Origin of the sequence: Ochrobactrum sp. MYb379 (assembly GCF_037479515.1) — a bacterium.
In the GTDB taxonomy this organism is placed as follows: Bacteria; Pseudomonadota; Alphaproteobacteria; order Rhizobiales; family Rhizobiaceae; genus Brucella.
On record NZ_JBBGYW010000014.1, the window covers coordinates 55,452 to 68,092 of the forward strand.

Genomic DNA, 12,641 nt, shown 5'->3' on the forward strand with positions numbered 1-12,641 from the left:
CTTGGAATGGGCTGCTCCTCAGTCGTAGGTTTTGAGGAGCTTGTTTCATTGGCAAATAGAGTTTTGCGCGGTGCCGGATTGAAGCGGCCGGATATGATCGCAACAATTGCCACTAAGCAAAGTGATCCTGTATGGGCAAAACTCGCACAACATTATGGCTGTGCGCTACGCTTCTTTGATGCTGCTCGTCTTGAGCAGGAAACACCGCGGCTTAAAAACCCATCAGAATTGGTTTTTGCGTCTGTTGGTTGCCATGGCGTTGCAGAATCTGCTGCACTTGCAGCGGCTGGAGAAAATGCTGTTTTGCTGGTCGAAAAGACTTCAGTTGAGCGTGCCACCGCAGCAATTGCGGTGGCACATTTTGATTAAAGCACCTTGCGGCGCTGCACGATGTAGGTCGCAGCAGTAGCAGTGATGAGCAACGCAGCTGTTGCGACGATCACTGCGACATAGGCATTCTCAAACGCTTGAGATGCAAGTGCGGTGAGGCTCGCTGCATCTGCTGCTTGCATTGATTGTGCAGCAAGAAGAGCTTCATCAAGGCTATCACGGACAATCGGCGGAATGCTTGAGCCTGCTGGCAGAACAAGGCTTGCAGTATAGAACGCTGACAGGATGCTACCGAAGATCGTAACACCCAGCGCGTTGCCGAGTTCAAATGATACTTCTTCGACGGATGCCGCCATGCCGGCTTTTTCAACGGGTGCATTGCCCATGATGGATGACGATGCACCAGTCATCGCGCAGCCGACGCCGAAGCCAAGAACGGCTAACCCTGCCAGATAGAAGTGCGTCGAGAGCTTGTAGGTCAGGATATAAATCACGATCCCAAGCGCTGTGATGCCGAGCGATCCCCAAAGCACTTTGCCTGCTCCAAGGCGCGGCAACATCATCCCAGCCAGTGGCCCTGCTACGAAAGCCGCAAGCGGAATAGGCAAGATCATCAGGCCAGCCTGCAATGGCGACATACCTTCGATAAGCTGCATGCGCTGGCTGAATACCAGTTCCATGCCGGTCATCGACCCTGATGCGACCAGAGCTGCAAACACGCCGGTTGAGAACAGTCTGTTGTTAAACAGCGAGAAGTCGATGAGTGGCTCCTTGCTCGCAAATTGTCTGCGCACAAAGATGGTCGTGGCGATCAGGCCGATGAGCAGTGCGCCCGCAAAGACAGTCATCGATGCATCGCGTTTGGCAAGTTCCTTGACGGCATAGGTCAACGCTATCAGGCCGATCATGATCTGGATCGAGCCGACGAGATCCCATTTGCGCTTCGAGCCAAGCGGGCGGTTTTCAAGGTTAAAGGCTGAAAGTGCCAGCGCTACGATAACGACAGGCACATTGATCAGGAATACCGATCCCCACCAGAAATATTCGAGCAATACACCACCCGCAACGGGGCCGATGGCAGCGCCACCCGAGGCAATGGCCGCCCAGATGCCAATAGCAAGCGAGCGCTCTTTTTCATCGGTGAAGGTTAGTCGAATGATCGACAGCGTGGCAGGCATCATCATCGCTGCACCGCAGGCGAGAAATGCGCGGGATGCTATCAGAACTTCCGGGTTTGGCGAATAGGCAGCACATAGCGAAGCAAGACCAAACACCACCAGGCCATTCATGAACATGCGCTTATGGCCGAGCTTGTCGCCCAGTGTGCCAAGACCCGGTAACAGACCTGCCACCACCAGCGGGTAAATGTTCATGATCCAGAGCTTCTCGGAAGCACTTGCCGCCAGATCATGGGTGAGGCGTGGCAGTGCTGTGTAAAGCACTGTCATATCCACAACGATCAGAAACAACGCGCTGGAAACAATTGCGAGAACGAGCCAGCGATTTTGCGGCAACATCGGATTATACCTTTTCAATACGGCCGTATTCAAACTTGTCAGGGTGGCTGACATAATATAAATCCGTCCGTATGGAAAGTAAGAAATTGCAAAAAACTGGCCGCCCGCGCTCAATCGATCGTGACCATGTGCTCGACATGGCTGAGAAGCTCGTTGCTGAAGGTGGTATCGTTGCGCTGACCATGGATGCAGTGGCGCAAGCCTCCGGCGTGACCAAAGGCGGTGTGCAATATTGCTTTGGGAATAAAGATGGATTGATGAAAGCCATGATCGAGCGGTGGGGCGACCGCTTCGACGATCTTGTGACGGCACGCAAGCAGCATAGGCAAGATACAATTTCGCATATCGCAGCACACATAGCTGTAACCCGTGAGAGCGATGCCGAAGATGATTCTCGATTTGCCGCAATGATGGCGAGCCTTATTCCCAACTCGCATTATTTGGATGAAACCCGGGCCTGGTATCGCAAGCAGTGGGATGGTCTTGATGTTTCGACGCCTGAAGGCAGGCGCGCGCGACTGGCGTTTATTGCAAACGAAGGTGCTTTTTTGCTCAGAAGCTTTAATTTCTTTGAGCTGACGCCGGAAGAGTGGCAGTCGATCTTCAATGATATTCAAGGACTCTTGCCTGAAAAAGATTGACTCCTCTGTCATCTGACAGGCATTCGAAATGCCTGAACAGAGGAAGAAAACGTGACAGTTCATTTCATTGGCGCTGGTCCGGGTGCGGCCGATCTTATCACTGTGCGCGGTCTGCGACTGATTGAGAGCTGCCTGGTCTGCATTTATGCGGGATCACTGGTACCGAAAGAAGTTGTCGCGTCCGCGCCCAAAGATGCGCTGCTGATTGATAGTTCCTCGCTTACTCTTGATGAAATTATTGCGGCGATTGAAGCAGCCCATGCCAAAGGGCATGATGTTGCTCGTGTCCATTCAGGCGATCCGTCGATTTATGGCGCGATGGCTGAACAGATGCGCAGGCTCGATGCGCTCGGCATCCCTTATGATGTGACACCGGGCGTTCCGGCTTTTGTGGCGGCTGCGGCTGCGATGAAGCAGGAACTGACAATTCCGGAAGTTAATCAGAGCATTATTCTCACACGCACTTCGGTCAAATCTTCTGCCATGCCGGAAGGCGAAGAGCTTTCCACCTTTGCGAAGTCGGGTGCGACGCTGGTTATCCATCTTTCCATTCGCAATCTTGCGAAGATCGAGGCAGAGCTTACGCCATTCTATGGTGCGGATTGTCCGGTGGTTGTTGCCTATCGCATTGCCTGGCCAGATGAGCAGATTTTGCGCGGAACATTGTCTGATATTGCGGAGAAAATCGAGCTTTCAGGCGTCAAGCGAACCGCAATGATCTTTGTAGGGCGTGGCCTTGATCCGAAGAATTTTCGGGATTCAGCGCTTTATCATGAGGCGCATAGCCATGTTGCACGCTCAAAATCTTAAAACTGTGCGCGCAAAATCGAGTGCTTCGTCCACTGTCGCGACAGAGGTTTTGGCTGCAACGGGCGGACGACTAATCATCAAGACCGGAATAGTGAGATTACGCGCTGCTTTGATCTTGGCGTAGGATATGCTGCCGCCGGAATTGCGGCTGACGATGAGGCTGATCTTTCGTTCGTTCAAGAATTGCAACTCAGCTTCATAATTACATGGCTTTGCCAGAACGATCTCGCAATCGTGCGGGAGGCTTACTTCTGGCGGGTCGATCATTCGCGTGATGAAGTGCACATCGTTGCGTTCTGCAAAGGGCGCAATGTGCTGTCGTCCTAATGCGAGCAAAACGCGCTCATCTGCGGGAATAAGGCTCGCGGCTTGCGCTTCACTCGCGACATCAATCCAGTTGTCGCCGCTTTCCCTTTCCCATGCTGGGCGTTCAAGCCTCAGCAGAGGGATAGTGGTGATCTCAGATGCTTGCACAGCATTTTGTGAAATGCGCGTTGCATAGGGATGTGTTGCGTCAATCAGGAGGTCGATCTTTTCATTCGCCAGATACGCCGCAAGACCTTCTGCGCCGCCAAAGCCACCTGTTCGGATTTTACCGCTGATTGCCGTCGGGTTTGCCGTCCGGCCTGCAAGTGAGGTGATAGATTCAACGGGCAGGGGCGCGAATGCAGAAGCAAGTTTTGCTGCTTCTGCCGTGCCGCCAAGAATGAGTATTTTAGAGGCGGGCAAGGATATTGCCTTTGCGATCCGTCACGATAATTTCGACGTCAACGGGCGCGCCGCGCAAGGTTGCAAGTGCAGTTTCTTTTGCTTTTTGCGCAATTGGCGTAGCCATGTCGAGGCCAAGGCTCTGAGTCAATTCAAGCACTTCGAGCGCAGTGTTCGCAAAAAGAATCCGATCCTTCATGTCAGCTGGCGCGCCAGCTTTTTCAGCAATCGCCCAGAGGAAGCTTTTGTCCACCTGTGACCGCGCTGAGTGGAGGTCTAACTCCCCCTGTGCAAGTTTCGTCAATTTAGCAAAGCCACCGGCAATGGTCAGTTTTTCAATCGGATGCTCGCGAAGATATTTAAGGACACCGCCTGCAAAATCGCCCATGTCGAGAACCGCGAATTCCGGCAAATCATAGATTGCCTGAGCTGCATCTTCGGACGTAGAGCCTGTAGGGGCCAGAACATGTTTTTGGCCTTCTGCGCGGGCCACATCGATGCCGCGATGGATCGAATGAATCCATGCTGAGCACGAGAAAGGATGCACAACACCTGTCGTGCCTAAGATGGAAATGCCGCCGACGATGCCAAGGCGCGGGTTCCATGTTTTCTGTGCGATTTCTTCGCCACCCGGAACCGAAATCGTAATCACCAGATCCGCAGGCAGGCCATATTCGGCACAAATCTGCTCGCAGATTTCTGTCATCATACGGCGAGGCGTTGGATTGATTGCCGCTTCACCCGGAGGAATTTGCAGGCCGGGCCGCGTGACAGTGCCCACACCTTCGCCAGCCTGAAACACAATGCCTGTGCCGGGAGGAGCGGGGAAGACTGTTGAGATGATTGTCGCGCCGTGGGTCACGTCCGGGTCATCGCCTGCATCTTTGACGATTCCTGCCATGGCATAGCCTTCGCCGAGGCCTTCATATTCAAGCTGGAAATAAGGGACTTCGCCTTTAGGCAGAATGATGCCGACCGGATCAGGGAACTCGCCGGTAATCAGCGCGGTGAGTGCAGCCTTGGTTGCTGCTGTGGCGCAGGCGCCCGTCGTCCAGCCACGACGCAACGGTTCTTGCCCGCCAATTTGCGTTTTTTCCTTGCGGGGCGTGGTTTCGTCGTTCATGGATGCCTGCGGATTTATCTGGTGACACATTGTAAAATGACTGAAAATATTCAACCGAACATTACCTCATCTGGCGCTGACAGGATAGCTTTGCCTGCGATAGAGCCGGGGCATGTCTGGTTGGTGGGCGCTGGTCCCGGCGATCCGGGGTTGCTGACGCTTCATGCGGCCAATGCCTTAGGTCAAGCCGATGTGATTGTCTATGATGCTCTGGTTGATGAATCCTGCCTTTCTCTGAGAAATGCCACAGCGGTTTTGGAATATGCCGGTAAGCGGGGTGGCAAGCCGTCGCCAAAACAGCGCGATATTTCGTTGCGTCTGGTGGAACTTGCAAAGCAGGGCAAAAAGGTTCTGCGCCTTAAAGGCGGCGATCCGTTTGTCTTTGGGCGCGGAGCTGAGGAAGCGCTGACGTTGGTTGAACATGGCGTGCCGTTTCGCATCGTGCCAGGGATTACAGCAGGTATTGGTGGCCTTGCTTATGCTGGAATTGCAGCCACGCATCGCGATATCAACCAATCAGTCACGTTCCTCACAGGTCATGATGCAAAGGGGCTGATGCCGGACCGTATTAATTGGGAAGGCATTGCGCAGGTCTCTCCGGTTATAGTGATGTATATGGCGATGAAGCATATTGATCTCATCACAGAGCGCCTGATGGCGGCAGGACGCTCACCGGATGAGCCGGTCGCATTTGTCTGTAATGCCAGCTTGCCTGAACAGGTGGTTCTGGAGACCTCGCTGTCACGCGCGGTTGCCGATGTCGAAGCATCGGGCCTCAAGCCACCGGCAATAGTGGTTGTAGGCGAGGTCGTGAAGCTGCGCTCCGGGCTTGATTGGCTTGGTGCGTCTCAGGGACGTAAGCTGACAAGTGATCCGCTTCATCTCAACAAGGACAAGAGCGCATGAATGGTTTCATGATTGCCGCACCTGCTTCCGGTTCGGGAAAGACGACTTTGACGCTTGGGCTGCTGCGCGCTCTAAAACGGCGTGGCGAGGCACTTGCACCGGCAAAAGCTGGTCCTGATTATATCGATCCTGCCTATCATAAGGCTGCGAGCGGTGCAGATTGCTTCAATCTTGATCCATGGGGCATGCGGCCAGAGCTTATCAGTGCCATTTCTTCCCGTATGACTGAAGGCAACAAGCTGCTGGTTGTCGAAGGCATGATGGGGCTTTTTGACGGGGCGCTCGATGGAAAGGGTTCGTCGGCAGACTTGGCTAGAATGCTTGATCTGCCACTGGTGCTGGTGGTCGATTGCGCGCGCCAATCGCATTCTATTGCGGCACTCATTTCAGGTTTCAGCCAGTTTCGCAAAGATGTGCTGATTGCTGGTGTTATTCTCAATCGGGTTGGTAGCGGCAGACATGAAGCCATGCTGCGCGAAGCGATCAAGCCGCTTGGCATGACAGTGTTGGGCGCAATTCCGCGCGATGAAGCGCTGGTTCTACCCTCCAGGCATCTTGGGCTTGTTCAAGCAGCGGAACATGCCGATCTGGAGCGTTTCCTTGAACACGCTGCAGATGTGGTCGATGCGCATATTGATTTACGCGCATTAGAGCATATCTGGTCGCGGCCAAAGCATCATGAGGCGATGGCGAATGTTCCTCGCCTTACGCCGCCTGGAAGCTGCATTGCAGTAGCGCGAGACGATGCCTTCGCCTTTGCATATGCGCATCTGCTTGCAGGCTGGCGCAGGCGTGGTGCCGAGATTTCATTCTTTTCACCGCTTGCTGATGCAGCGCCCGATGAAAGCGCTGACGCCATTTATCTGCCGGGTGGCTATCCCGAACTTTATGCCGGAAAACTGAGCCAAGCGAAGCATTTCCAGCAGGGCATGAGGCGCGCTGCGGATCGTGGTGCGCGCATTTACGGCGAGTGTGGCGGCTATATGGTGCTGGGTGAGACGCTGGAAGATTCGTCTTGCGTGAAGCATCCTATGCTTGGGCTGCTTCCGCTTGAAACAAGCTTTGCCAAACGCAAAATGCACCTTGGCTATCGCAAACTGGAACCTTTGTCGGGTTCACCATGGCCTTTGTCGCTTTCTGCGCATGAGTTTCATTATGCGAGCATTGTGCGTGAAGGGGATGCCGAACGGCTTTTCCGTGTTCGCGATGCGTTGGGCGAGGAACTGGGAGAGGCGGGTCTGCGCGTTGGTTCAGTTGCCGGTTCCTTCATGCACGTAATTGATTTTTCCGGAGAGAGTGCCTGAACATGACTATTGAGCATGGCGGAGCGCTGGATAAGGCCATTGCCCGTTTTGGCGGCAAGGCTGAAGACTGGCTTGATCTTTCAACGGGTATCAATCCCGAACATTTTCCACTGCCCGAATTGCCTGCGCCCCTGTGGAACCGTCTGCCGGATGAGGGGCTGTTGCAGCAGGTATTGACTGCCGCACGTTCCTATTACGAAGCGGGTCAGAATGCGCCAATCGTTGCCAGCCCGGGAACGCAGGCACTCATTCAACTTATACCAACATTGCTTGGGCCTGCGACGGTCGCCATTTTGGGCCCGACCTATCAGGAACATGCGGCAGCTTTTGAAGCAGCGAACTGGAATGTGATCGAATGTGCGACGCTCGACGACATCCCAGAGGATGCGCTGGTGGTTACAATCGTCAACCCGAATAACCCGGATGGCCGGATTGTTGCGCGACCTGATTTGCTGGGGCTTGCACGAAAGTTGGGCGAACGTGGTGGTTTTCTGGTTGTGGATGAGGCATTTGCCGATCCGCATCCAGAGGTGAGCATTGCAAGGCATGCTGCGAATGCGCCGCTGATCGTGCTGAAATCCTTTGGCAAGTTCTTTGGCCTTGCAGGTGTTCGGCTTGGGTTTCTGCTTGCAAATGATGCGCTTGTGAATCGCGTTGCAGACAGACTCGGTCCATGGGCGGTGGCGGGGCCAACGCTTGCCATTGCGCTTCATGCTTTCAAAAGTGGCGTTGAGCTTGAGGCATTTCATAGTCGTATCGATACAAGACGGGCAGAACTTACCGCGACGCTTGCAAAGTGTCAGCTCACTGAAATCGGCGGCACGGCTCTGTTTTCGCTGGTTGAACACGAAAATGCTCATGCAATTTACGATGCGCTTTGTGAACGGCATATTCTTGTCCGAAAGTTTGCCTATGCACCAAGCTGGCTGCGCATCGGACTGGCGCCTGATCAAGCGAGCCTTATGCGATTGGAACAGGCATTGCGGGATATTCTCCGCTTAAAAAAGTGATTCAGGAAAGCGCATCAAGTCCATGGAAATAAAGCTGATTATTCTTGCTTTAGCGCTTGTTCTGGATCGTGTGGTAGGTGACCCGCCGCAGCTTTGGCAGAAAATTCCGCATCCGGTGGTTCTGTTTGGCAAGGCAATCAGCTGGGGTGAAAAGCGTCTCAATGATCATAGCCTTTCCGTCAATGCACTGCGCAGCAATGGTATGTGGCTGATCATCGGACTGGTGATTTCCTGTGTTGTGGTAGGGTTGGCGCTAGACTATTTGCTGCCTTATCTTGGTACGGCGGGTGCGCTGGTCGAGATTGTCATCGTTGCGGTGTTTCTCGCGCAGAAAAGTCTAGCCGATCATGTGCGGGCGGTGGCCACTGGATTGCGTGAAGACGGCATTGAAGGCGGACGCAAAGCGGTTTCGATGATCGTCGGGCGTAATCCTGAACAATTGGATGAAGGTGGGGTTAGCCGTGCGGCGATTGAAAGCCTTTCCGAGAATGCTTCGGATGGCATCATAGCGCCCGCTTTTTGGTTTTTGGTAGGCGGATTGCCGGGGCTTTTTGCCTATAAGCTCATCAACACTGCCGACTCAATGATCGGTCATCTCAATGATCGCTATCGTCATTTTGGACGCTTCGCAGCTCGTCTTGATGATGTCGCAAACTATATCCCGGCTCGATTGACCGGATTACTCACAGCAATTGCTGCTGCATTCACGGTCGACAAAAAAGCCGGGAAAAGAACACTTAAGGTGATGTGGCGCGATGCGCCGCTGCATCGTTCGCCAAATGCTGGTTGGCCGGAAGCAGCCTTTGCAGGCGCGCTCAAATTAGCACTTGCTGGGCCGCGTCAGTATGGGGCTGAGAAAGTCGAAGCGCCGATGTTTTATGGTGAAGGCAAGCGCGAGGCTGATGCAACTGATATCGACGCTGCACTTTCGCTGTTCTGGTCAATGATGAGCGTGATGACAGGGCTGGTTATTGCGGCGAGTCTGATTGGTCTTATTAGTCGGCTGGTGTGAAACTCTTGCCATCATAGCGTTGCAGACGGTTCGGGTTGTCGGTCCGGTTGCCATTACCGTCAAATTTCAGTGTGCCGATCGCCGTTTCAAAGGAATTGCTTCGCACGATATCGATGACTGACTGCTGCTGTTCCTGCGCTTGTTTGATTGCCTTAGCTGCGAGTTCAACTGTAGCAAAGCCCATGACCGCATAGGCTTCCGGTAAGATGCCCGCCTTGCTGATCGCGTCTGTTGCAGGTTTGGCCGTTGAAACATCCTGTGCCTTTAGTGGAGCAACCATGAGTGTTCCATCGCTTAGCTTTTGTGGGCCGGGAGCCGCGTTCAGAACGCTGCCGCCCGCGATAGTCAGCGGATATTTAAGTGCCTGAGCACTCGCACCAATGGCGGCAATATCATCACGTTCGCCGCCGACATAAACATGGGTTGCACCGGCGCGGCGCAAACGAGAAACAAGCGCATTCTGGTTTTCTAGCCCGGGCCGGTAGGTATCGGTGAAAACTGGCTGCAATTGCTGGTCTCTGAGACTGTTCAACACATGCGCCGCACGCTCGCGACCTTCAATGGTGCCGTCATCGATAATAGCAAAGGGCTGTGCTCGCCACAGACTGCCGAGGAAACTACCTGTCGCCCGCGTTTCCTTGTCGAGCGACGTTGTCAGACGAAAAACAGCCATTGTTGGTGATGCGCGTTTTTCGGTCAGTGTGGGTTCGCTCACGCCAGAGGTGATGATAGGAATATTGTTTTGGGCGAGCAGAGGAAGTGCTGCTTCAAGCGCTTCGGAGCACAAAAAACCGGCAGCAATCTGCACTTTTTCCTGAACAAAACTTTCGGCAGCCTGCTTGCCACCTTCTGCATCACAGCGATCATCTGCGATGATAAGCCGTGCATTTACCGCTGTAGCAGCCACATTCGCGCCATCCCGAAGCTGACTGCCTAGTGCTGCGAAGTTTCCGCTTAAGGGGGCAGCAAAGCCGATACGTATATCGGTTGGATTGTCCTGTGCTTTGGCGCTTGCGCCAAGTGTTGTGAAAGCCGAAAGCGCGATCAGCAGCAGCTTTAGATGCTTGCGCCCATACAGTCCGTTGCGGAAAACCGCTGTATATTTTTCAGGAAGCTGCTTTGGCGTGATCACAGAGGCGGTCTTCTTCAAACATTTCATGACAAATTCAACGAAAAGTGGGTAGCGGTTTCCTCGCCTTTGTGCAATGCCCATAAGCAGATACAGGTAAACGGAGAGACATCTGCGTGAACCTGACAGTCAATACGGATAGTTGCTCACGTGCAAATGCAAAATAATGCTTCCCCCGATGCTGTTTCTGTTGAGCCAAAGACTTATCGTGATGCGATGAGTCATTATGCAGGCGCAGTTCAGCTTGTCACGACTGCTGGTTCAGCTGGCCGTCGTGGTCTTACACTGACCGCATCTTGTTCGGTCTCGGATAATCCGCCGACTGTGCTGGTCTGCTTGCAGAAATCGCATCCGGAAAATCATCTTTTCATTGAAAATGGTGTTTTCGCAGTCAATACGCTCGCAGGCACCCACGAGCAGCTGGCGGATGCGTTTTCCGGTCGGCTGGGGATGACGCAAGAAGAGCGTTTTGAGCTCGCAGAGTGGGATGTGCTTGCAACGGGCGCTCCGACATTAAAAAACGCACTTGCGGTTTTTGACTGCCGGGTAACCAGTGTCCAGGAACATTCAACCCATCATGTGCTGTTCGGCGAAGTGGTCGGGTTGCTTTCAAATGCTGATGAAGAAGCGCTGATTTATCTCAATCGTCGCTATCATAAGCTGGAACTCTGAACGTGTTTGGAGGAGGGAAAATGATCCGACGCGGTGGATTAATTGCAAGCTTGTTGCTGTTAACGGCTACATCCGCTTTCGCTCAAGGGCCGCTTCCTCCTTTCAAAGATGATTATTTTGCCTATCCAGGCTTGCTTAGCAGCGCCGATAATGGCGATTACAAAGTCATTGATTACAATGAAATGCGCGACATTAATGGCCGTGATGCCGTACCTGAGAAGCGCGCCAAGGATGCGTATGTTTCGCTAAAAGCGCGTGCTTATCAGAAAGATGTGGTCTTTCAGACAGCGTCAGGCCCTGTTAAGGCTATAGCTGTGGGCAAGCAGAAAGATGCTTCTTTCATCGTTATTTATCTGCACGGACGCGGTGGCAATCGTTTGCAGGGCGTGAATGATTTTACCTTCGGCGGTAACTTTAACCGCGTCAAAAATCTGGCTGCACTGAATGGCGGGCTTTATCTGACGCCGGATTTCAAAGATTTTGCTGCAACGGGCGAAGAGCAGATTGCCGGGCTCATAGAGGCTGCAAAGGCAACGTCGCCATCCGCACCGCTTGTCCTTGCTTGCGGGTCGCAGGGTGGGGCACTTTGCTGGCGCATCGCTTCCAATGAAAAAGCTGGCAATCAGCTTGCGGGTTTGATCCTGATGGGGTCATTGTGGGATGAAGGTTTCTTCAAATCTCCGGCTTTTCAGAAGCGCGTGCCTGTGTTCTTTGGCCACGGCAGTCGCGATCCAGTTTTCGCAATCGATAAGCAAGAAGGCTTTTATCGGGAAATCCGCAAGCGTTCGGCTGGCTACCCTGTTCAGTTTCGTCGCTTTGAAAGCGGCAACCATGGAACGCCCATCAGAATGAGCGACTGGCGTGAGATGTTGAACTGGATATTCACGAAACAATGATGACATCGTTGGGGATGCTCAACGAAAAACCGGCATTGTGGCCTTCCTGCCACTCGACAATCCGCCAAAAGCGAATAGTTATCTCAGTTAAAATTTTACCTAATCAGCAGATCGTAAGAGGTTGATCATGTCCGGACGCACCCGCAACGGAGCCCGTTTGTTTGTTATTGCTATGCTGGCTCCATTGGCTGCCGCTTGTACGACAACCACGCAAAATGCGACGGTTCCCGGCAAGTCGGAAGCGCCTGTTGCAGCTTCCAGCGTTTCATTTCCTCGCTTTGTTCCGACCTATTCGGTCGATTCATCGCTTGCTCAGCCTTGCATCACGGCTGCTGCCAACAAGTATTTTTTGCCAGAGCGTGCAATTACGGCGGTTAATTCGCGTCCGGGTGCTGGTGGCGGAACCGATGTTGATCTGAAGGTTGATCTGCGCACCGCTGTTTGCCAGCTTTCTGCAGGTGGTTCGGTTCGTTCAGTTATCGATACATCGCCTAAGAGCGCAGATCAGGTTGCTGCCGAAGCCGCGGCGGCTCAAACCGCTTCGGCAGCTCCAGCACCGAAAAAGTCCAAGAAGAAGTGATTC

At 53.4% G+C, this 12,641-nt stretch carries 14 protein-coding genes; 10 read left to right on the forward strand and 4 right to left on the reverse strand.

Features of this window, described 5'->3' with window-relative positions:
- The first annotated feature begins 6 nt into the window (after positions 1-6).
- Complete coding sequence (locus tag WH356_RS19410) at positions 7-369, forward strand: cobalamin biosynthesis protein (RefSeq protein WP_339513749.1); 363 nt, start codon at positions 7-9, stop codon at positions 367-369.
- On the opposite strand, the gene WH356_RS19415 is transcribed toward WH356_RS19410, so the two are convergent.
- Positions 366-1,847, reverse strand: coding sequence for an MFS transporter (locus WH356_RS19415; protein WP_339513751.1), 1,482 nt, complete (start codon positions 1,845-1,847; stop codon positions 366-368). The two genes, WH356_RS19410 and WH356_RS19415, sit on opposite strands and share 4 nt — an antisense overlap.
- Before the next feature lie 86 nt (positions 1,848-1,933).
- On the opposite strand from WH356_RS19415, the gene WH356_RS19420 reads away from it, so the two are divergent.
- A complete protein-coding gene (locus tag WH356_RS19420; protein ID WP_339513753.1) occupies positions 1,934-2,488 on the forward strand; it encodes a TetR/AcrR family transcriptional regulator in 555 nt (184 codons plus the stop codon).
- A gap of 51 nt (positions 2,489-2,539) precedes the next feature.
- Positions 2,540-3,298, forward strand: coding sequence for a precorrin-4 C(11)-methyltransferase (gene cobM / locus WH356_RS19425; protein WP_339513755.1), 759 nt, complete (start codon positions 2,540-2,542; stop codon positions 3,296-3,298).
- Here the strand turns inward: cobM and WH356_RS19430 are convergent.
- Positions 3,287-4,027, reverse strand: coding sequence for a cobalt-precorrin-6A reductase (locus WH356_RS19430; protein WP_339513757.1), 741 nt, complete (start codon positions 4,025-4,027; stop codon positions 3,287-3,289). The genes cobM and WH356_RS19430 overlap by 12 nt on opposite strands.
- Positions 4,014-5,129 carry a cobalt-precorrin-5B (C(1))-methyltransferase gene (locus WH356_RS19435; protein WP_339513759.1) on the reverse strand — a complete coding sequence of 372 codons (1,116 nt, stop codon included), beginning with the start codon at positions 5,127-5,129 and terminating at the stop codon, positions 4,014-4,016. The genes WH356_RS19430 and WH356_RS19435 overlap by 14 nt, the downstream gene beginning before the upstream one ends.
- Before the next feature lie 36 nt (positions 5,130-5,165).
- On the opposite strand from WH356_RS19435, the gene cobA reads away from it, so the two are divergent.
- The 4 genes from cobA to cbiB are packed head-to-tail and all read left to right on the forward strand — an operon-like array spanning position 5,166 to position 9,361.
- Positions 5,166-6,035: a uroporphyrinogen-III C-methyltransferase gene (gene cobA / locus WH356_RS19440; protein ID WP_339513761.1), complete on the forward strand. Its 870-nt coding sequence runs from the start codon at positions 5,166-5,168 to the stop codon at positions 6,033-6,035.
- Positions 6,032-7,339: a cobyrinate a,c-diamide synthase gene (locus WH356_RS19445; protein WP_339513763.1), complete on the forward strand. Its 1,308-nt coding sequence runs from the start codon at positions 6,032-6,034 to the stop codon at positions 7,337-7,339. The genes cobA and WH356_RS19445 overlap by 4 nt, the downstream gene beginning before the upstream one ends.
- Positions 7,336-8,349 carry a threonine-phosphate decarboxylase CobD gene (cobD, locus tag WH356_RS19450; RefSeq protein WP_339513840.1) on the forward strand — a complete coding sequence of 338 codons (1,014 nt, stop codon included), beginning with the start codon at positions 7,336-7,338 and terminating at the stop codon, positions 8,347-8,349. Before WH356_RS19445 ends, cobD begins: the two co-directional genes overlap by 4 nt.
- Positions 8,350-8,371: 22 nt before the next feature.
- Entirely contained in the window at positions 8,372-9,361 is a 990-nt protein-coding gene (cbiB, locus tag WH356_RS19455; protein ID WP_339513765.1) for an adenosylcobinamide-phosphate synthase CbiB, read from the forward strand.
- Here cbiB and WH356_RS19460 read toward each other — a convergent pair.
- Entirely contained in the window at positions 9,345-10,412 is a 1,068-nt protein-coding gene (locus tag WH356_RS19460; protein WP_421565865.1) for a branched-chain amino acid ABC transporter substrate-binding protein, read from the reverse strand. The genes cbiB and WH356_RS19460 overlap by 17 nt on opposite strands.
- A gap of 234 nt (positions 10,413-10,646) precedes the next feature.
- Here WH356_RS19460 and WH356_RS19465 point away from each other — a divergent pair, with 234 nt between their 5' ends.
- The 3 genes from WH356_RS19465 to WH356_RS19475 all read left to right on the forward strand — a co-directional run bounded on the left by WH356_RS19465 (position 10,647) and on the right by WH356_RS19475 (position 12,638).
- A complete protein-coding gene (locus WH356_RS19465; RefSeq protein WP_339513842.1) occupies positions 10,647-11,162 on the forward strand; it encodes a flavin reductase in 516 nt (171 codons plus the stop codon).
- A 20-nt stretch (positions 11,163-11,182) separates the two neighbouring features.
- Positions 11,183-12,058: an alpha/beta hydrolase gene (locus tag WH356_RS19470; protein WP_339513769.1), complete on the forward strand. Its 876-nt coding sequence runs from the start codon at positions 11,183-11,185 to the stop codon at positions 12,056-12,058.
- 127 nt (positions 12,059-12,185) lie between these two features.
- Positions 12,186-12,638, forward strand: a complete 453-nt coding sequence (locus WH356_RS19475) for a hypothetical protein (RefSeq protein ID WP_339513771.1) — start codon at positions 12,186-12,188, stop codon at positions 12,636-12,638.
- The last annotated feature ends 3 nt before the right edge of the window (positions 12,639-12,641 follow it).